At 67.9% G+C, this 18,794-nt stretch carries 22 protein-coding genes; 9 read left to right on the top strand and 13 right to left on the bottom strand.

Annotated elements, in window-relative coordinates; translation table 11 throughout:
* Positions 1 to 219 precede the first annotated feature (219 nt).
* The gene (locus tag AC5WS7_RS17400) at positions 220 to 1,041 is read right to left on the bottom strand and encodes a hypothetical protein (RefSeq protein WP_495955531.1); all 822 of its coding nucleotides are present in this window, start codon (positions 1,039 to 1,041) and stop codon (positions 220 to 222) included.
* Between AC5WS7_RS17400 and AC5WS7_RS17395 the strand changes: the two genes are divergently transcribed.
* Positions 1,040 to 1,612, top strand: a complete 573-nt coding sequence (locus AC5WS7_RS17395; RefSeq protein WP_495955530.1) for a hypothetical protein — start codon at positions 1,040 to 1,042, stop codon at positions 1,610 to 1,612. The two genes, AC5WS7_RS17400 and AC5WS7_RS17395, sit on opposite strands and share 2 nt — an antisense overlap.
* A 177-nt stretch (positions 1,613 to 1,789) precedes the next feature.
* On the opposite strand, the gene AC5WS7_RS17390 is transcribed toward AC5WS7_RS17395, so the two are convergent.
* Together AC5WS7_RS17390 and AC5WS7_RS17385 are read right to left on the bottom strand one after the other, a co-directional pair.
* On the bottom strand, positions 1,790 to 2,851 hold the full coding sequence (locus AC5WS7_RS17390) for an alpha/beta hydrolase (RefSeq protein ID WP_495955529.1): 1,062 nt from the start codon (positions 2,849 to 2,851) through the stop codon (positions 1,790 to 1,792).
* A gap of 131 nt (positions 2,852 to 2,982) precedes the next feature.
* Entirely contained in the window at positions 2,983 to 3,393 is a 411-nt protein-coding gene (locus AC5WS7_RS17385; RefSeq protein ID WP_495955528.1) for a nuclear transport factor 2 family protein, read from the bottom strand.
* An 85-nt stretch (positions 3,394 to 3,478) separates the two neighbouring features.
* Here AC5WS7_RS17385 and AC5WS7_RS17380 point away from each other — a divergent pair, with 85 nt between their 5' ends.
* The gene (locus AC5WS7_RS17380; protein WP_495955527.1) at positions 3,479 to 4,039 is read left to right on the top strand and encodes a TetR/AcrR family transcriptional regulator; all 561 of its coding nucleotides are present in this window, start codon (positions 3,479 to 3,481) and stop codon (positions 4,037 to 4,039) included.
* A 94-nt stretch (positions 4,040 to 4,133) separates the two neighbouring features.
* Here AC5WS7_RS17380 and AC5WS7_RS17375 read toward each other — a convergent pair whose 3' ends face one another.
* The 9 genes from AC5WS7_RS17375 to AC5WS7_RS17335 form a co-directional block, all read right to left on the bottom strand.
* The gene (locus AC5WS7_RS17375) at positions 4,134 to 4,406 is read right to left on the bottom strand and encodes a winged helix-turn-helix transcriptional regulator (RefSeq protein WP_495955526.1); all 273 of its coding nucleotides are present in this window, start codon (positions 4,404 to 4,406) and stop codon (positions 4,134 to 4,136) included.
* A 65-nt stretch (positions 4,407 to 4,471) separates the two neighbouring features.
* The gene (locus AC5WS7_RS17370; RefSeq protein ID WP_495955525.1) at positions 4,472 to 4,858 is read right to left on the bottom strand and encodes a hypothetical protein; all 387 of its coding nucleotides are present in this window, start codon (positions 4,856 to 4,858) and stop codon (positions 4,472 to 4,474) included.
* 41 nt (positions 4,859 to 4,899) lie between these two features.
* Positions 4,900 to 6,051 carry an acyl-CoA dehydrogenase family protein gene (locus AC5WS7_RS17365; protein ID WP_495955524.1) on the bottom strand — a complete coding sequence of 384 codons (1,152 nt, stop codon included), beginning with the start codon at positions 6,049 to 6,051 and terminating at the stop codon, positions 4,900 to 4,902.
* Between the two features lie 10 nt (positions 6,052 to 6,061).
* On the bottom strand, positions 6,062 to 6,184 hold the full coding sequence (locus AC5WS7_RS17360; protein ID WP_495955523.1) for a hypothetical protein: 123 nt from the start codon (positions 6,182 to 6,184) through the stop codon (positions 6,062 to 6,064).
* A 10-nt stretch (positions 6,185 to 6,194) separates the two neighbouring features.
* Positions 6,195 to 7,340 carry a thiolase family protein gene (locus AC5WS7_RS17355; protein WP_495955522.1) on the bottom strand — a complete coding sequence of 382 codons (1,146 nt, stop codon included), beginning with the start codon at positions 7,338 to 7,340 and terminating at the stop codon, positions 6,195 to 6,197.
* The gene (locus AC5WS7_RS17350; RefSeq protein WP_495955521.1) at positions 7,333 to 8,172 is read right to left on the bottom strand and encodes an enoyl-CoA hydratase/isomerase family protein; all 840 of its coding nucleotides are present in this window, start codon (positions 8,170 to 8,172) and stop codon (positions 7,333 to 7,335) included. Before AC5WS7_RS17350 ends, AC5WS7_RS17355 begins: the two co-directional genes overlap by 8 nt.
* A gap of 295 nt (positions 8,173 to 8,467) precedes the next feature.
* Complete coding sequence (locus AC5WS7_RS17345) at positions 8,468 to 9,700, bottom strand: CaiB/BaiF CoA transferase family protein (RefSeq protein WP_495955520.1); 1,233 nt, start codon at positions 9,698 to 9,700, stop codon at positions 8,468 to 8,470.
* A complete protein-coding gene (locus tag AC5WS7_RS17340) occupies positions 9,700 to 10,467 on the bottom strand; it encodes an SDR family NAD(P)-dependent oxidoreductase (RefSeq protein ID WP_495955519.1) in 768 nt (255 codons plus the stop codon). The genes AC5WS7_RS17345 and AC5WS7_RS17340 overlap by 1 nt, the downstream gene beginning before the upstream one ends.
* A 137-nt stretch (positions 10,468 to 10,604) precedes the next feature.
* The gene (locus tag AC5WS7_RS17335; RefSeq protein ID WP_495955938.1) at positions 10,605 to 11,771 is read right to left on the bottom strand and encodes an acyl-CoA dehydrogenase family protein; all 1,167 of its coding nucleotides are present in this window, start codon (positions 11,769 to 11,771) and stop codon (positions 10,605 to 10,607) included.
* 292 nt (positions 11,772 to 12,063) lie between these two features.
* Here AC5WS7_RS17335 and AC5WS7_RS17330 point away from each other — a divergent pair, with 292 nt between their 5' ends.
* The 7 genes from AC5WS7_RS17330 (at position 12,064) to AC5WS7_RS17300 (ending at position 18,189) form a co-directional block, all read left to right on the top strand.
* The gene (locus tag AC5WS7_RS17330) at positions 12,064 to 12,609 is read left to right on the top strand and encodes a carboxymuconolactone decarboxylase family protein (protein ID WP_495955518.1); all 546 of its coding nucleotides are present in this window, start codon (positions 12,064 to 12,066) and stop codon (positions 12,607 to 12,609) included.
* A 5-nt stretch (positions 12,610 to 12,614) separates the two neighbouring features.
* On the top strand, positions 12,615 to 13,886 hold the full coding sequence (locus tag AC5WS7_RS17325; RefSeq protein ID WP_495955517.1) for an aromatic ring-hydroxylating oxygenase subunit alpha: 1,272 nt from the start codon (positions 12,615 to 12,617) through the stop codon (positions 13,884 to 13,886).
* Positions 13,867 to 14,214: a hypothetical protein gene (locus AC5WS7_RS17320; RefSeq protein ID WP_495955516.1), complete on the top strand. Its 348-nt coding sequence runs from the start codon at positions 13,867 to 13,869 to the stop codon at positions 14,212 to 14,214. The genes AC5WS7_RS17325 and AC5WS7_RS17320 overlap by 20 nt, the downstream gene beginning before the upstream one ends.
* A 3-nt stretch (positions 14,215 to 14,217) precedes the next feature.
* Positions 14,218 to 15,429, top strand: coding sequence for a metal-dependent hydrolase family protein (locus AC5WS7_RS17315; RefSeq protein WP_495955515.1), 1,212 nt, complete (start codon positions 14,218 to 14,220; stop codon positions 15,427 to 15,429).
* Positions 15,416 to 15,847, top strand: coding sequence for a nuclear transport factor 2 family protein (locus tag AC5WS7_RS17310; protein WP_495955514.1), 432 nt, complete (start codon positions 15,416 to 15,418; stop codon positions 15,845 to 15,847). Before AC5WS7_RS17315 ends, AC5WS7_RS17310 begins: the two co-directional genes overlap by 14 nt.
* 169 nt (positions 15,848 to 16,016) lie before the next feature.
* Positions 16,017 to 17,123: an acyl-CoA dehydrogenase family protein gene (locus AC5WS7_RS17305; RefSeq protein WP_495955513.1), complete on the top strand. Its 1,107-nt coding sequence runs from the start codon at positions 16,017 to 16,019 to the stop codon at positions 17,121 to 17,123.
* Positions 17,124 to 17,397: 274 nt separating this feature from the next.
* The gene (locus tag AC5WS7_RS17300; RefSeq protein WP_495955512.1) at positions 17,398 to 18,189 is read left to right on the top strand and encodes an acyl-CoA dehydrogenase family protein; all 792 of its coding nucleotides are present in this window, start codon (positions 17,398 to 17,400) and stop codon (positions 18,187 to 18,189) included.
* 77 nt (positions 18,190 to 18,266) lie between these two features.
* Here AC5WS7_RS17300 and AC5WS7_RS17295 read toward each other — a convergent pair whose 3' ends face one another.
* A complete protein-coding gene (locus tag AC5WS7_RS17295; RefSeq protein ID WP_495955511.1) occupies positions 18,267 to 18,785 on the bottom strand; it encodes an MTB12 C-terminal domain-containing protein in 519 nt (172 codons plus the stop codon).
* Between the last annotated feature and the right edge of the window lie 9 nt (positions 18,786 to 18,794).

Below are 18,794 nucleotides of genomic sequence, written 5' to 3'. Positions count from 1 at the left end.
GGTTGTTCTGCCGCCGACGAGCGAGGGCCGGGGGTAACCGGTCGCGGATCGGCGGGACGAGCAGGAGAGATCGGTGAGTCAGCCGTCGCGGATCGACACGGACGCATTGCGCGCGTTGGTCGCGACATTGGAACAACTCATCGGCCGAGCGACCCGAACCGTCGACGAGTTGAAGGCGGCCATCGCATCGGCCGAGACGCACACGAACGACGATGCCGTTCAGGCGTTCACCGCGACGCCGACGCCCCTGCCCGAGACGCCCGAGCACCGCGCCGCCGGCTCGGCTCCGCTGCCCACCCCGTGGTCCCGTAGGCGAGCCGCGACACCCGCACAGCGGGCACAAAGCCCGATCAGAACGCAGTTCGACACCGTGCCACCGCTGCCGATGGCCGCACCGACGCAGATACCCACGCTGACGCCCACGTCCACGCCGAACCCCACGTCCACGCCGAACCCCACGTCGAGACCACCCATGTCGAGACCGACACCAACCCCAACACCCACACCGACGCCGGCTCCCACACCCACGGTCCTGCAGACACCCACGCTCACACCTACTCCCACGCCCACGGTCGTCCAGACACCCACACTCCCGCTCACACCAACACCCACACCAACACCTACGCCGACACCGACGGTCCTCCAGACAACCCCAACACCCCCACCCACGCTGACACCGACTGTCACGCCGAGACCGACACCCACTCGGACGCCCACACCGACACCTACGCCCACGGCGCTCCAGACACCCACCCCCCTGCTCACAGCCACGCCGACACCGATCCCCACGTCCACGCCGACACCCACGCCCACGCCGACACCGACACCCACGCCCACGCCAACACGGACACCCACGCCGACACCGACACCCACGCCGATGCCGATGCCGATGCCGATGCCGAGCGTGACGGCGATTCCGACCGACCTCGATTTCCTCCTCCCGCGGAGGACGGCGAAACCGCCCTCGCCCCCTGCGGACGAGGGCGGCGGACGCGCCCGGACCGAGGACGACGGCGAGTCGCTGCAAATCGTTCGAACCATGGCGGCAAGCCACAACCTGGAAATTATGGGGTTCGACCGTGACGGCATCGATGTGCGCACGGTCCGCGAGATCGCGTCCGCCATCGATCGTCTGCTCACGAAGTACCCGATACCGTTGCGCGGCATAGCGATCGGCGAATCGGGGGACGACTCTGCGGATGAACCAGCACCCCAGCACGGTATGGCCCGGTGGATCGTCCTCGACCGAGCCACTCTGCCGCAGTCACCGGGCGCGGCGCGGCGGCGATGGTTCGGACGCGGATTCGAGCAGGCCGTGTTCACGGCCGTGGTCCGCGAGTACGCCCGCGCCCTCGACCGCGCCGGCGGCTTCCGAGCCCATCAGCAAGCGTGGCAGACGGTACTCACCGATTCGCTGAACAGCCGCAGAACCAGCTACGACCTGCTGGATCCCGCCGCGGCCCTGATCGACGGCTTCACCGAGGTGAACCTGCGCGGCAGGCGCGCCGGAAAAACCGCGAAACTTCTGCACGACGCGCTGGCCAACGCCGCGTCCGGGCCGAGCACGCTGGTCGACCCGGCCGACATTTCCCTGGTTCGGCCCGGTCCGTGAACGATCGGCAGAGCACGGTCCGGTTCACTCATGGTCGCATACACTCGCACTGCCGCACAGCTGAGTCCTGACTGCTGTCGAATACCCTCGGGGAGTAGGGTTTTCGGCGAAGTAGGACACCGGCCCCGCGGGCCGCGCACGTCGGTGCCGAGCCTCGGCAGCGGATGGCGCGGCCGTTCAGAAGCCGTGGGCGCGCAACCAGGAGTCCAGCTGGTCGCGCACCTGCGCGGCTGTGGGTTCCAGGGTCAGGCCGTGGGTGGCGCCGTCGATGATGTCGCTGGTGACGTCCCCGCTGCCGGTGAACAACTTGCCTTGGAAGCGAGCGCGATTCACGTCGAACACCCGGTCCTGGGAACCGGCGAGCGTCAGGACCGGCACGTGGATCGCGCCGAGGCGGGCCGGGTCGATCAGGGTCGCCTCGGTCAGTGAGATCATGTCACCGCACGGGTTCAGCGCACGCAGCCCGGTCGCGGCGGCGCGTACGTTCGGCGGGGACTGGGCGAGGAAATCCTGTTGGAAGGCTTGGACATTCGGGGTCAGGTAGCTGTATCCGGGAGCACCGGCCGAGGACTTCTGCCCACCGGTGAGGCAGGTGGATCCCCAGGACAGGGTGCCGGCCAGTTGTTCTGGGGTCAGGGCGAGGTCGGAGTACGACAGCACGCCGAGGGCGTCCACGTCGTCGAAGGTGTACGCCTCGATCTGAGCGACCGCGCCGCCGAGCGAATGCCCCAGCAGCGCAACGTGATGGAAGGCCACCGCCCCGCCGTCCGCCGAATAGTTGCCCGATCGCAGAGCCTGCACGATCTGGTGGGCGACGGTCGCCTGGCCGCCCACACAACTGAGCGTCCCCGCCGGCTGACCGCTCGCGCCGTAACCGAGGCGGTCGATCGTGACCGACACGTGCCCGCGCCGGGCCATCTCCCGCACGTGGTCGTAGCCGGGCACGGCGTCGAACCGCCAGAACCATTCCCCCAGCTCGAGACCGTGCAGATAGAGCGCCGCGCTGGTCGCGGTGCGCCCGGCCAGCGCATCCGCCGGACCGGTGAGATGCCCGTGCACCGAGTAGGTTCGGCCGTCGGTTCCGCACGGCACTCCGGAGGCGTTCACATTGCGGACCGAGAACGTGATCGCACGGTCGACGATCCCCCCGCCGGGCGCCGCGGCGGCCATCGGAACGGCCGGAACGGCAAGCGACAGCACGGCGATCACCGCGGCCAGGACGAAGCGGGAAAAGCGCATAGTTCCGAACCTTTCTGCAAAGGTGGCACTTCGAACGCTATCGAGCCGATCCTACGGCCTCGCCGGCCCGATGCCGGCCCGTGGTGAGTCGTCGGGCGGCGAGTCCCGCGAAGACTGCGGGCGGTTCTCGGCTACGCCTGAACCGGCGCGCGGCGCGCGAGGATCTTGCGATGACAGATGCGCCAGCCCTGCGGTTCGCGCCGGAGTGTGTCCTCGTAGACGACCGTCCCGCTGGTCCCGTCCGCATTGACTGCGAGGCCTTTGGAACGCGCCCGCACCCGATCGCCGTCCTGTGCGACCAGCACGATATTGGTGACGTGATGCCCCAGCGGCTGGGCCGGATCGTCCTGGTTGTCGCGGGCCAATTTCCGTAGCGCCGCGACACCGTGGGTGGTGCCGAGCCCGAAATCCTCCAGGTCCAGAACCAGGTCATCGGAGTACAGCTCGCCCCATCGGTCCCAGTCGCGGTCGTCGGCCACGTGTCCGTGCAGCGCGATCGTCTCGTGAATCGCGAGCCGGTCCGCCGTGCTGATATCCAACATTCGAACGCCTCTCAAGTAAGTGGGGAGTTCCTCGTTTATGGTTCGTTAGACTAACCGGGGACTTCCCCGTTTCGCAAGGAGAAATATGGCCGGCCGCCCCCGTCGCGCCGACGCGCGCCGCAACTACGAACTGGTGCGGGCGGCCGCGCGCGAGGTCTTCGACGAACTCGGCGTGAACGCCCCGCTGGACGAGATCGCCCGGCGCGCCGGGGTCGGCAACGCGACGATGTACCGGCACTTCCCCACCCGCCGGGACATGGTCATCGCCGTGTACGCCGAGGAGGTCACCACACTGGGCGAGCTGGGCCGCACCCTGCTCGACGATCCCTCGCCCGCCGACGCGCTGTTCACCTGGCTCCGCGCGTTCATCGCGCACGTGTCCACGAAAGGTGAACTCCCCCTGGCTATTCCGGAAGACGAGGCCGGAGGTCGATCAGCGCTCTACCGCGAATGGCACGAGACGATGCACACCGCGGCGGCCGACCTGCTGCACCGTGCGCAACACGCGGGCGCGATCGAACCCGACCTCGACGTGACCGATCTGCTCGCCGCGGCCAACGGCATCGGACGTGTCGCGGCCGACACCGCCCAGATCGACCGGCTACTGACCATCGTCCGCACCGGGGTCAGCCGCGCAAAGGAGTGAAAACCACCGAGCCACGACGCGTGCGACCCGGCCGTGCTCGGAGTCGTCCGAAGACACCCCGCGCCGGACACCAACGGAGAGCGCGGCGTACGCCTCATGGGAATTCTTCTTTCCACAACTCGGCCCAGGCGGTGACCGGTTGCAGGGCCTCGACGAGTCGGCCACCGATCGGCGTCAGAACGTAGCCGCCAGCATGTTCGACCAGACCCGCGACGGTGAGTTCGCGCAGGCGCGTGGTCAATACGCTCGATGACAGTTCGGCACATGCCGCACGCAATTCGCGGAAGGTCAGCGGCCTCTCGGATCGGTCGAGTTCCCACAACAGCCGCAGCACCCAACGCCGTCCGATCAGGTCGAACAATGCCATGATCGGGCGACCCGTCGTCGAACCGCGGACCTGTTCTCCGGGCCTCGGAACGTCGACGGCCATGGCTACCTCACCGACTCGGGCAGCGGCGAATCCTCCAGTCGCTGGGCCATTGTCGCCATCGCACCGCGCAGCACCCGGTATGGCCGCAGGAACAGGGTCACATAGGTGATTGCCCCGCCCGCGTCGCATTCCTCGCGGATGACGCCTTGCAGCGCACCGCCGTCGACCTGCGCGGTGAAGGCGAAGACGCTGTCCCGCTCGGCACACCACCGCGCGGTTTCGTCGAACTGCTCGAGGACTGTCGCGATCAGCCCGAGCACATGCGCCGCGTTTGCCCGGCCGCGATAGTCGGCGACCGGGCTGGAGAACACCACGGTCCGCGCCAATCCGACTGCCAGTTGCGCCGTATCGCCCGATCGCCAGGCATCGAGGACTGCACTGCTCCGCATGCCTCTATAATAGAGGCATGCGTGGCCGCCGCGAGCCTGATTCAGCGCAAACCCAGATCCTTCGCGACGATCGTCTTCATGACCTCGCTGGTACCGGCGTAGATTCGCGCCACGCGGGCGTCGGCGTACAGGCGCGCGATCGGGTATTCGAGCATGTAGCCGTAGCCGCCGAACAGTTGCAGGCAGCGGTCTACGACGCGGGCCTGGACCTCGGTGCAGAAGAGTTTGGTCCGGGCGGCGTCGGCGCCGGACAACTCGCCCTCGACCAGGTCCAGCACGGCTCGATCGATCATCGTCTGCGCCGCCTCGACCTCCGCCGACATCGCGGCGAGTTCGAACTTGGTGTTCTGGTATGAGGCCACCGGCTGCCCGAAGGCCTTGCGCTCCTTGACATATTCGCTCGTCGCGGCGATCGCCGAACGCGCCTGGGCGACCGAGCCTACCGCGACGGTGATCCGCTCCTGCGCCAGATTGTGTCCGAGGTAGCCGAATGCCTTGCCCTCCTCGCCGAGCCGATTCGACTGGGGCACACGGACATTCTCGAAGGATAGCTCCACGGTGTCCTGCACCTTGCAGCCGAGCTTGTCCAGGATGCGGCCCTTGGTGAATCCGGGTCGCCCGCTCTCCACCACGATCAGGCTCAGGCCCGCGCGGCGGTTGTCCGGATCGGTACCGGTGCGGGCGACCACGATAACCAGATCGGCCAGCAGACCGCCGGTGATGAAGGTCTTCGCGCCGTTGATGACGTAGTCGTCGCCGTCGCGCACCGCGGTGGTGCGGATGCCCGCCAGATCCGAGCCGGTACCGGGTTCGGTCATGGCGACCGCCGTGAGCAGGGTGCCGTTCGCGAGGCCGGGGAACCACCGGCGGCGCTGCTCCTCGTTCGCGTATTCCAGGAAGTACGGCAGGATCACATCGATCTGGGTGCGCACGGTGCTGAGTGTGACCATCGCGCGATACGCCTCCTCCTGCAGGACCGCGTTGAACCGGTAGTCCCGCACTCCCCCGCCCCCGTACTCCTCCGGGATCGCGGTGCCCAGCAGCCCGAGTTCGCCCATCCGCTCGAAGATTTCGCGCGGCATGCGGCCCGCACGCTCCCACTCCGGGTAGTGCGGGACGACCTCCTTATCGATGAAATTCCTTGCCAGGTCCCGAAATGCCTCGTGATCGGCGGTGTATAGGGTACGACGCACAACGGCTCCTTCAGAACGCCAGGTCGACGACAGTGGCGTCGGCGGGCAATGTCCCGCGAACGCCGGCAGCAACGAATTTCCCGGCCGGATTCCGGAATTCACCGTGATCGACGGGGTGAAGAGTGCGGCGCACGACGGCTCCTTCAGGAAACTAGTTCGACGATGGTGGCGTTGGCGGTTCCGCCGCCCTCGCACATGGTCTGCAGGCCGTAGCGAATTCCGTTGTCGCGCATGTGGTGGATCATGCGCGTCATCAGCACGGCGCCCGAACCGCCCAGCGGATGTCCCAGGGCGATGGCGCCGCCGAGCGGATTCATCGCGGCCGGGTCCGCGCCGGTCTCGGCGAGCCAGGCCAGCGGAACCGGCGCGAACGCCTCGTTCACCTCGAACACCCCGACGTCCGCGACACCGATGCCGGCCTTGCGCAAGACTTTCGCCGTCGCGGGGATGGGGCCGGTCAGCATGAGCACCGGATCCGCGCCGGTGACGGCCCCGGCACGGTATCGCACCAATGGGGTCAGCCCGAGTGCGCGGGCCCGGTCGGCGGTCGTGACCAACAGCGCCGCGGCGCCGTCGGAGATCTGCGAGGAGTTGCCCGCGTGGATCACGCCGTCGTCCTGGAAGGCCGGCTTCAATCCCGCGAGCTTCTCGACGGAGGTGCCGCGGCGGATGCCCTCATCGGCGGTGACCGTCCCGGAATCGGTTGTGACCGAGACGATCTGCTCCTCGAACGCACCGCGATCCTGCGCGGTTGCCGCGCGCTCGTGCGATTGCGCCGAGTACTCGTCCAGGCGAGTACGCGTGAAACCCCACTTCTGGGCGATCAATTCGGCCGAGATGCCCTGGTTGAACGAGAAGTCGTCGTAGCGGGCAAGCACTTTCGGCCCGTACGGCACGCCGGTGGCGCGCGCCGACCCGAGCGGCACCCGGCTCATCACCTCGACGCCACCGGCGACCACGACGTCCTGCTGCCCGGAGGCGACCGCCTGGGCCGCGAAATCCAATGCCTGCTGGCTGGATCCGCAGGCTCGGTTGACCGTGGTGCCCGGAATCGTCTCCGGCCAGCCCGCGGCCAGCACCGCGTAGCGGCCGATATTGCTCGACTGATCACCCACCTGGGAGACGCAACCCCAGATCACGTCGTCCACGATGACCGGATCGATATCGGTGCGCCGGGCCAATTCGTTCAGCACGACCGCCGACAGGTCCGCGGCGTGCATGCCCGACAGGCCGCCGTTCCGTTTGCCGACCGGGGTCCGCACGGCCCCGGCGATGACTACCTCACGCATCTGCTCCCCTGGAGTTCTCGGAATCGTCGCGGCCGCGCATCGCGGGTCGGTGCACGGTCCAGCGACCGGTGAATTGTGCTTCGCGTTTCTCGGCGAATGCGGCGAACGCCTCCGGGGCGTCCGCGGTGGCGAAGTTGAGTCCCTGCGCGGCGGCCTCACCGGCCAACGCCTCGCGCAGGGTGTGCGCGGCCCCGGCATTGAGCAGCGCCTTCGTCTGGGCCAGCGCGATCGGCGGGCCCGAGGCCAGCCGCGCGGCGAGATCCGCTACGTACGAATCGATCTCGTCCTCGGGCACCACCCATGTGACCAGGCCCAGTTCGCGAGCCTGCGCCGCGTCGATGGTCTCGGCCAGCAATGCCAGCCGCTTGGCCTGCTGTAGGCCGACGAGTTTCGGCAGCAGCCAGGAGCCACCGAGATCCAGCGACAGACCGCGCCGGGCGAAGATCTGCGAGAACTTCGCTCCCGGCGACGCGACGACCAGATCACACCCCAGGGCCAGATTCCAGCCCGCCCCGACCGCGACCCCGCGCACCGCGGCCACCGTCGGCACGGGCAACTCGTGCAGCAGCAGCGCGACATCGGTGAGTTCGCGCATTCGATACACCGGATGGCTGTTGTCGGGCGCGGAGATGTCCGCTCCGGAACAGAAATCCCCGCCCGCGCCGGTGATCACCACCGCCCGTATCGAGCGATCGGTCGCGGTGTGCCGCAACGCATCCGCCAGCGCCAGCCACAGTTCGTGATCGATGGCGTTCTTGCGCCGGGGCCGGTTCAGGGTGAGAGTGCGCACGCCCGCGGCGTCGTCGATCAGCAGGACGGGCAGGTCGGCCATCACAACCCCCCGACACGTCGCGACGCCGGGATGTTCGCGCGCATCGACGCGCAACCCGTGCGAAAGACGTTGCGCGATTCACGCGCCCCGCCACACCGGCGCACAACTCCGGCCCTGCTCGCCGCACACGCGCCCGCGAGCGGATCAGCGGTGGCGCTAGCAGCGCAGCTCACCCACCCGGGCCCGGCACACCGGCGAGCGCGAGAGAGTGATCGCGAATCGCCCGGCGCGGCAACGCGGTTCGCAGCTCGCCGACCGTCTTCGCCCCGCTCGCGGTGGCGCGTACAGATTGCCGTCATGCCGTTCCCACGCGCGGTTCGTACCGTGCACCGACCGCTCCGCTGTCCCGAAACTCGGCGATTTCCGCTGCGCTGCACCCGAGTTCGGCGAGCAGATTATCGGTATGTTCGCCCAGCCCCGGTACCGGTCCCATCGGAGGTTCGAAGCCGTCGATCACCGCCGGAGGAAGTACCGCGACGATCCGGCCGCCCGGGGTGTCGACCGTGCGCAGACGATGCCGGTCCACCAGCTGCGGGTGGTTGATCACCTCGGTCGGCCGGTTGTAGCGGGAGTTGCCTATTCCGGCGGCGTCCGCGACCTTCTGGATGTGCGCCAGATCGTGTGCGGCGCACCAGCTTCCGATCGCGACGTCCAGTTCGGCGCGATGCTCGCAGCGGCCGGTGTTGCTCGCGAAACGGGCGTCGTCGGCCAGGTCGGGACGGCCGAGCAGATCACGGGACAGGCGCTGCCATTCGCGGTCGTTGGTGGTGCCCAGGACGACGGTCTGTCCGTCCGCGGTGCGGTACGCGCCGTAGGGAGCCACCGCCGGAGAACTCATCCCCAGCGGCACCAGGTCTACCCCGGCGTACCGTGCGTGGTTGAGGTGGTAGCCCATCATCTCGGCCATCATGTCGAACAGGCTCACCGCGATATTCGTCCCCGGACCGGGCCCGGTGCGCAACCGGCCGCACAGGGTGGCCAGAATCGACAGTGCCGCATACAGTCCCGTGGTCACATCGGCCATCGGGGGGCCGGGTTTGGCGGGTTGCCCGGCCGTTCCGGTCACCGCGCACACCCCGGACTCGGCCTGCACCAGCAGGTCGTAGGCACGCTTGTGGGACAGTGGCCCGCCCGCGCCGAATCCGTCGATCTCGACCGCGATCAGACCGGGATGCCGCGCGGACACGTCCTGCGGAGCCAACCCCAGCCGCGCGGTCGCCCCGGGCGCGAGATTCGACACCAGGACATCGGCCCGATCCAGCAGCCGGTGCAGAAGTTCCACGCCCGCATCGGATTTCAGGTCGAGGGTGACCGATTCCTTGCCCCGGTTGCACCACACGAAGTGGGCGGCCTGCCCGTGCACCACGTCGTCGTAGTAGCGGGCGAAATCACCGCCCGACGGATTCTCGACCTTGATCACCCGCGCCCCGAAATCGGCCAGGGCGCGCGTGCACATCGGCGCGGACACCGCCTGTTCCAGTGCGACGACGGTGATTCCGGCCAGCGGGCCGGCGCTGGGCTCCAGCATCACATCACCATGCCGCCGTCCACCGGCAGCACCTGGCCGGTGACGAAGGAGGCGGCGTCGGTGGCCAGGAACACGAACGCGCCCGCGACCTCCTGCGGATCGGCCCAGCGCCGCAACGGAATCCGGTTCAACATCTGCTTGGCGAACTTCTCGTCGGTGCGGATGGTGTCGGTCATCGGGGTGGCCGCCAGCGGCGCCAGCGCGTTCACCAGGATGTTCTTGCGAGCCAGTTCGCGGGCGAGGGATTTGGTGATGCCGATGATGGCGGCCTTGGCTGCGGAGTAGTTCACCTGTCCCAGGGTGCCGACGATTCCGGCGGAGGAGGTGACGTTGATGATCCGCCCGGTGCCGTCGGTCGGCAGATAGGGCAGCGCCGCCTGCGAGCAGTTGAAGGTGCCCATGGTGTGGATCTCCAGCAACCGCCGCACCGAGTCCGCGGAAATATCGGCGAACATGTGCGGATCGGTGACACCGGCGTTGTTCACCAGGATGTGCAGCGTGCCACCGGCCAATTCGGCCGCGCGGGCGGCGGCGGCATCGGCGGCCTCCCGATCGGACACGTCCAGGGCGAAACCTGCCGCGGTGCCGCCATTTCCGGCGATCTTCTCCGCGACCGCCGCGGCCGCCTCGCCGTTCACGTCGGTGACCAGCACCGCCGCCCCCTGGGCCGCGAGCGCCTCGGCGACCGCCGAGCCGATGCCACCGGCCGCTCCGGTGACCAGCGCCGCGCGCCCGCTGAGATCGAACAATCCGTTGTTGCCTGCCATCGGCCGACTCCCTGTGTCTCGGTGATTCGTATACCGGGTGACGCCGCGTCCCGGGTCACTCCGCGTCTTTCCTGTCGCGCGCTCGCGACGGCCATCGGTTCCGGCAGCCCGCTTCTGGACTCGGAAACCGCTGCGGCTCAATAGCTTCGGGGCAGTCCCAACGTGTGCGAGCCCAGATAGTTCAGGATCATCTCCTGGCTGATCGGGGCGATCCGCATCACCCGCGCCTCCCGGAAATACCGTGCGACGTGGTACTCCTCGGCATATCCCATCCCGCCGTGGGTCTGCAGCGCCCGGTCCGCGGCGGTGAATCCCGCGTCGGCGCAGAGGTATTTGGCGGTGTTCGCCTCCCGCCCGCAGGGCTTGCCCTGGTCGTAACTCCAGGTCGCCTTGCGCAACACCAGTTCCGCGGCATCCAGCCGCGCCAGCGAATCGGCCAGCGGGAACTGCAGGCCCTGGTTCATGCCGATGGGCCGGTCGAACACCACGCGCTCCTTGGCGTATCGCACGGCCCGGTCCAGCGCGACGCGCCCGAGCCCCAGCGCCTCGGCGGCGATCAGCATGCGTTCGGGATTCAGGCCGTCGAGCAGGTACTTGAAGCCCATCCCCTCCTCGCCGACCCGATCCTCGACCGGAATCCGGAGCCCGTCGATGAACAGTTCGTTGGAGGTGACCGCATTGCGGCCCATCTTCGCGATCGGCCGGATGTCCACGTGCGCGCGATCCAGGTCGGTGAGGAACAGCGTCATGCCGTCGGTCTTCTTGACGACCTCGTCGTAGCGCTGGGTACGGGTCAGCAGCAGGATCTTCTCCGACTCCATCGCCTTGGAGATCCACACCTTGCGCCCGTTCACCACGTAGTGGTCACCCTCGCGCTTGGCGAACGTGCTGATCCGCGAAGTGTCCAGTCCCGCACCGGGTTCGGTGACGCCGAAACAAACGTGCAGATCACCGTTCGCGATCCGCGGCAGGGTGCGCCGCTTGAGTTCGTCCGAGCCGTGCACGACCACCGGATGCATGCCGAAGATCGACATGTGGATGGAGGTGGCGGCGTTCATCCCGCCGCCCGAGCGCGATACCTCCTCGGCCAGCAGGGTGGCTTCGGTGATGCCGAGGCCGTGGCCGCCGTACTCCTCGGGAATCGTGATGCCGAGCCAGCCGCCCTTGGCGATCGCCTCGTAGAACTCGGTCGGGAACTCGTGCGCGGAATCCTTCGCCATCCAGTACTGGTCGTCGAACTTGCGGCACAGCTCCGCGACGGTCGTGCGAATCAGCTGCTGATCCTCGGTGAGCTCGAAATTCATGCCGCAGCTCGTCATCGTGGGACTCCTTTCCGCCCGCATGGGCCGGACTCTTCGACTTCGGGCCCGCCGACGAGCCGGGCACGCAACACTAGGGAAACTATATTCTCTTATTTGGAGAATCACCATCCGATCGCACGACAGACCGGGCGAAGCCGACCGCACACCAGGTCGCACCGCACTCTCCGCGGCCGCGGTTTGCCCAGGCCGTCGCCCCGGCGTTGACTAACGCACGGCTTCATGGAAATCTAGTCTTCAGTTTTAGAGAATCATATTCTCACGAGAGGAGGTCGGCATGCGCCTGCCGCCGCTACCGGCGGACCAGTGGGACGACCGCACCCGCGACGCGTTCCGCGCCCTGCTGCCCCGCGCGATGCGCAACCCCGAGTCCGCGGGTCCCGCCATGGCACCGCTGGCCCGGCATCCGGACCTGACCGAGGCGTTCCTCGGCTTCAGCGTCCATCTGCTCTTCCGCTCCACCCTGCCGCCCCGGCTGCGGGAACTGGCGATCCTGCGGGTGGCCCACAACCGCCGCTGCGACTACGAGTGGGTGCACCACATCACCTTCGCCCAGGAGGCGGGACTGACCCCGGCGGAGATCGATGCCGTCGCCCGCGGGGAGGGGACCGACGAGTTCGATCGCCTCATCCTGTCTTGTGTCGACGAGCTCGACGCGAAATCCGAACTGTCCGACCAGACCTGGGCCGCCCTGTCCGAGCGCCTGGACGAGAAACAGCGCATGGACCTGGTCTTCACCATCGGCGGCTACATCGCGATGTCCATGGCGCTCAACACCTTCGGCGTACAGCCCGAACACCTACAGCCAGATACTGAGAGGTAAATCCCTTGCCACACTTCACAAAACCGGCTGCCGGCAGCTGGACGGAGAATTACCCCGAACTGGGTACCGAGGTGGTCGATTTCACCGACTCCACCGACCCGGCCTTCTACGCCGACGAGCAGGAGGCGATCTTCAAGAAGAGCTGGCTCAACGTCGGCCGGGTCGAGCGGCTGCCGAAGGTGGGCAGCTACTTCACCCGCGAACTCGCTTGCGTGAACGCCTCTTTCGTTGTGGTCAAGGATCACGACAAGCAGATCCGCGCGTACTACAACATCTGCCGCCACCGCGGTAACAAGCTGGTCTGGGAGGACTACCCGGGCGAGGAGACCGCCGGCGTCTGCCGCCAGTTCACCTGCAAGTACCACGCCTGGCGGTACAGCCTCGAGGGCGAGGCCACCTTCGTCCAGCAGGAGAAGGAATTCTTCGACATCGACAAGAGCAAGTTCGGGCTCAAATCGGTGCGCTGCGAGGTGTGGGAAGGGTTCATCTTCATCAACCTCGACGACAACGCCCAGCCGCTCGAGGACTACCTCGGCGCGTGGGCGAAAGGCCTGGAGGGCTACCCCTTCCACGAGATGACCGAGGTCTACAGCTACCGCGCGGAGATCGGCGCCAACTGGAAGCTGTTCATCGACGCGTTCGCCGAGTTCTACCACGCGCCGGTGCTGCACATGAAGCAGGCGGTCAAGGACGAGGCCGACAAACTGCTCGAAGTCGGCTTCGAGGCGCTGCACTACGAATGCTGGACTCCGCACTCGATGGTCTCCTCGTGGGGCGGCATGGCCCCGCCGAAGGACCCGAACATGGTCAAGCCGATCGAGCGGGAGCTGCGCAGCGGCCTGTTCGGACCGTGGGACCGCCCCGACATCGAGGGCCTGGACCCGCTGCCCTCGGGTATCAACCCCGCGGGCCACAAGGCCTGGGGCGTGGACGAATTCGAGGTCTTCCCGAACTTCGGCATCCTGATCTGGGCGCCGGGCTGGTACCTGACCTACCACTACTGGCCGACCGCGGTGAACAAGCACATCTTCGAGGCGAACCTGTACTTCGTGCCGCCGAAGAACGCCCGGGAGCGGCTGCGTCAGGAACTGGCCGGGGTGACCTTCAAGGAGTACGCGCTGCAGGACGCCAACACTCTCGAGGCGACCCAGACCATGCTCGAAACCGGTGCGATCACCGAATTCCCGCTGAACGACCAGGAGGTGCTGCTGCGCCACCTGCACATCACCGTCCAGAACATCGTGAAGGAGTACCGCAATGCCCGCGCAGCCAGCTGAGACCAAGACCCTGCCCGCCGAATTCGCCGACCTGCAACGGTTTTCGGACTGGATTCTGGCGACCGAGCCCGAGCGCTACGCCAAACGCCTGGCCTCCTCCATGGAGGAGATGCAGGACGTCTACGAGACGGTCTTCCCGCGGTTGCAGGAGGCGCTGGACCACATCGAGAAATTCGATTGGAACGACCTGCCCGACGAGCAGCGTCACCTGTTCCACCTGCTGCAATCGCTGGTGATGGTGTCCTTCCCGGTCGAGGTGTGGAAGCAGCCTCGCGTGCCGGATTCCGGCGCGGCCTATCTCGATGTGATCGCCGAGCCGGTGGTGTAGGCCATGCTCACACTCCAAGCGGCCGGTCTGCTCGACATCGACACCGGCGAGATCATCCGGCCCGGCGTCGTGCACGTCGACGGCGATCGCATCGTCGGGCTGGGCGGCCCGGCGCGTGGCGAGGTCCTGGACCTCGGCGATGTCGTGCTGCTGCCCGGGCTGATGGACATGGAGGTCAATCTGCTGATGGGCGGTCGCGGGGAGACCGGCCTGTCCTCGAGTGTGACAGACGATCCCGCACTGCGGATGCTGCGTGCGGTGGGCAACGCCCGCCGCACGCTGCGCGCGGGGTTCACCACCGTGCGCAACCTGGGCCTGTTCGTCAAGACCGGCGGTTATCTGCTCGACGTCGCACTGGGTAAGGCGATCGACCGCGGCTGGATCGATGGGCCCCGCATCGTGCCGGCCGGACATGCCATCACCCCACTGGGCGGACATCTGGACCCGACCATGTTCTCCGCCTTCGCCCCCGACGTGCTGAAGCTGACCCTCGAGGAGGGCATCGCCAACGGCGTGGACGAGGTGCGCAAGGCGGTGCGGTACCAGATCAAGTACGGCGCACAGCTGATCAAGATCTGCGTCTCCGGCGGCGTCATGTCGCTCACCGGAGCGCCTGGCGCACAACACTATTCGGATGAGGAACTGCGCGCCATCGTGGACGAGGCGCATCGGCGCGGGCTCAAGGTCGCCGCGCACACGCACGGCGCGGAGGCGGTCCGGCACGCGGTCGACTGCGGAATCGACTGCATCGAACACGGATTCCTCATCGACGACGAGACCATCGACATGATGGTCGAGCACAACACCTGGCTGGTGCCCACCACCCGCCTGGCCGACGCGATGGACCTCTCGCGCGCCGACGACGCGCTCAAAGCCAAAGCGGCCGAGATGTTTCCGAAGGCGCGCAGTTCGGTTCTGGCCGCCTACAAGGCGGGCGTGCGGATCGCGGTCGGCACCGACGCGCCCGCGATTCCGCACGGCAAGAACGCCGACGAACTCGTCGCGCTGGTCTCGCGCGGGCTCGATCCGCTGGACGTCGTGCGCGCGGCGACCGTGAACGCCGCGGACCTCATCGACGCCGAGGACCGCGGCCGGCTGGCCGAGGGGATGCTGGCCGACATCATCGCCGTGCCCGGCGACCCGATCCAGGACATCACCGTCACCCAGGACGTGCGGTTCGTGATGAAAGGCGGCAAGGTCTTTGTCCAGCGATAAACCCTCGCGCTACGAGGATCTCCTCGACATCCAGCAGTTGCTGGCCCGGTACGCGGTGACCATCACCCAGGGCGACATCGACGGCGTGGTCTCGGTGTTCACCCCCGACGGCAGCTACAGCGCCTTCGGCGACACCTACACCCTGGACCTGTTCCCGGAACTGGTGGCCGCCGCGCCCAAGGGCCTTTTCCTCACGGGCACACCGCTTCTCGACATCGACGGTGATACCGCCACCGGCACCCAGCCACTGTGCTTCATCGATCACAGCACGCACGACATGCGGATCGGTTACTACAGCGACACGCTCGTGCGCACCGAGGACGGCTGGCGGTTGCGGACGCGGCGGATGACGTTCATCCGCCGCAACGGCAATCACGATTCGGGAATCCCGCACGCCTTCGAGCGCACCCGGCAATGAGGCCGGCGAGGGCGGACGGGTCGTGGACGCCCCGGCCGCCCGAGACGCGCCCCAGCGGCGATCCTGCTCCGGCTGCCCGCACGCATTCGCAGGCGTGCGGGCAGCAGTCCGCCGGTCGGGCAACCGTGCCATCGCAGCTCCCGGCAGCTCTCGAAAGAGTCTGAACATTATGGATATCAACGAGTTTCGCGCCGGAGTGCGCACCTGGCTCGACGAGAACGATCTCACCCCCGGCCCCGGCCACACGCTCGGCCCCGGCCACTCGCTCGACGCCGAGCTCGAGCAGTTGTGCCGGGTGCGCCGTGCGTTGTACGACGCGGGGTGGATGCGGTACGGGTGGCCGGCCGAGGTCGGGGGGCTCGGCGGGCCCGCCGTACTCCGGGCGATTCTCGGGGAGGAGGTCGCCACGCGCGACCTGGCCGAACCGGGGAACTATTCGATGGTCGAGGTGCTCGCGCCGACGATGATCTCCTACGCCCGCCCCGAACTGGCCGCGGAGATGGTGCCGCGGCTGCTGTCGGGCCGCGAGCAGTGGTGCCAGGGGTTCTCCGAACCGGGTTCGGGCAGTGATCTGGCCTCGCTGAGCACGAAAGCCGTTCCGGACGGCGATCATTGGGTGGTCAACGGGCAGAAGGTGTGGACCAGTCTGGCCCAGTACGCGGCGCGCTGCGTCCTGCTCACCCGGACCGCACCCGGTCATGACGGGATCACCGCCTTCTTCCTGGACATGGACACCCCGGGCGTCACCGTGCGCCCGCTGCGCACGATGCACGGCGTGGACGAGTTCGCCGAGGTGTACTTCGACGACGTCCGCATCCCCGCCGACCGGATGCTGGGACGTCCCGGCGACGGCTGGCGCGTCGCGATGGATCTGCTCCCGTACGAACGCTCGACCTGCTTCTGGCATCGGATCGCGCACCTGTTCACGCGATTGGACCGGGTACTCGAGCAGACCGCGATTCCCGACGACGCCGAACTCGGCTCGGCCTATCTGGCGCTGCACACCATCCGCTGCCGGTCGCGGGATACCCAGCGGCGCTTGGCATCCGGTGCGTCGCTCGGCCCCGAGACCTCCGTCGACAAGATCCTGCTGGCCACGGCCGAACAGCAACTGTTCGACACCGCCCGCGATCTGCTGCCCGGCGCGGTCGAACTACATGACTCCTCGTGGCGCACCGAATTCCTCTATTCCCGCGCCGCCACCATCTACGGCGGCACCGCCGAGATCCAGCGCAATATCGTCGCCCGGCGGCTGCTGGATCTGGGGAAGGAATAGGCATGCGCGCTGGACCGGCCGGACAGCACACGAACCCCGGTCACTGCGGCGACCGCCTCCGGAAAGGCCCGGTGGCACAACAGAACCCAGCGATATCCGCCGTGCTGCTCACAGACGTCGGACCACGAGAGCCGCACTTGCGCACGCTTCGGACAGCAGCCCGAAATTCGTGGGCCGCACCGCGGAACTCCTCGGTTCACTGTGCGAGTTCCCGCGTGTGGCGGATATGCGGACCGGCGGCCAGGTTTTCGCGCGCCGAGGAAGGAAAGTCCCGATGACCGACACCGATTCCGCAGAGATCGAGCTGATTGCCGAGAGTTTGAGCAAGGCGATGGGCTCCGCCTCGGGAGCCGCACTCGATCGTGCGCTGGCTGAGCTGGGGTGGGCGGAGATGCTCGCCGAAATGCCCGATATCGCAATACCTCTGGTGTTCCGGCTGCTCGGGGAGACCGGGGCGCATGCACCGGTGCTCAACGACGTGCTCGCGCAGGCTTCCGGAAACCCGTTGGGCGGCACCGTGGGGCTGCCGTTCGCCGGTGGATCGTGGGTGGTCTGGGAGCGCACGGACGAGCCCGGCGGCACGGTCGACGAGGATCTGCCGTTGCACCCGGCGGCACGGGGTGCGGACATCCCGCTCGGCCCGGGACGCCGGGCACTGGCCTGGTGGCTGATCGGCAGCGGCCGCACCATGCTGGCCCTGGCACGACGACATGCCCTGGACCGCAAGCAGTTCGGGCGGCCGGTCGCTTCCTTCCAAGCGATCCGGCACCGGCTGGCCGAAACGCTCGTCGCGCTCGAGGGGGCCGAGGCGACGCTGAGCACCGCCGACGACGAGTTCGGCGCACTGCTGGCCAAAGCGGCCGCGGGCCGGGCGGCACTGCTGGCCGCGAAGCACTGTCAGCAGACGCTCGGCGGAATCGGGTTCACCGCCGAACACGAGTTGCAGGGGCATATCCGGCGCGTCCTGGTGCTGGACGGATTGCTGGGCAGCACAAGGGAATTGACCCGCGAGGCCGGTGCGCGAATCCGGGCGCAGGGATCCGCGCCCCGATTGGCGCAGCTGTAGCGCAACCCGGGTCGCAGCAGCAGTGCGGGCCGGTGCGATCAGCACCGGCCCGCACTGCTCGTGTGCCGGACTACGACTCAGCCGCACGCGGCGGACTTGCCGCCCTGCAACGTCATCAGTTGGCAGAAGGTGGCCGCGGCGACCTTCCACTTGCCGGCGTCCTGCACCGCTTTGCCGGACTGGTTGGGCAACACCGGACTTCCGCCCATGAGGATCGTGTACGTCACCGTGGCGTGGGCGGGGTCGTCGAGGGCAACGGCCTGCACCGAGGCCGAGGTGCCCTGCGCCTGCGGGTTGCTCGCCTGAGCTTGCAACACCGGCGCGAACGCATCGCCCTTCTCCACCAGGCTGGCCTTGTCCGCGGCGGAGGTCTTGGCGTCGAAGAACTTCGTGAAGACCTCGGTGATCGCCTGGGTGGTCGCGGCGTCGGCCTTGGCCCCGGCACTGGACGTGGTCGCCGCCGCGGAGGTTGCGGCCGCTGCCGTGGTCGATTTGCTCGTATCGCTGTTCGACGAGCCGCAGCCCGCCAGCACGGAGGCGCCGACGGTCACCAGGACGGCACAGATCGCGGTCCGGCGGAAAAGGGTATCGCGCATGGGTATATT

This window comes from Nocardia sp. PLKS1-43 (assembly GCF_059510335.1).
The sequence above is the reverse complement of the archived record's forward strand: the minus strand, read 5'-3'. Positions and strand labels throughout refer to the sequence as shown.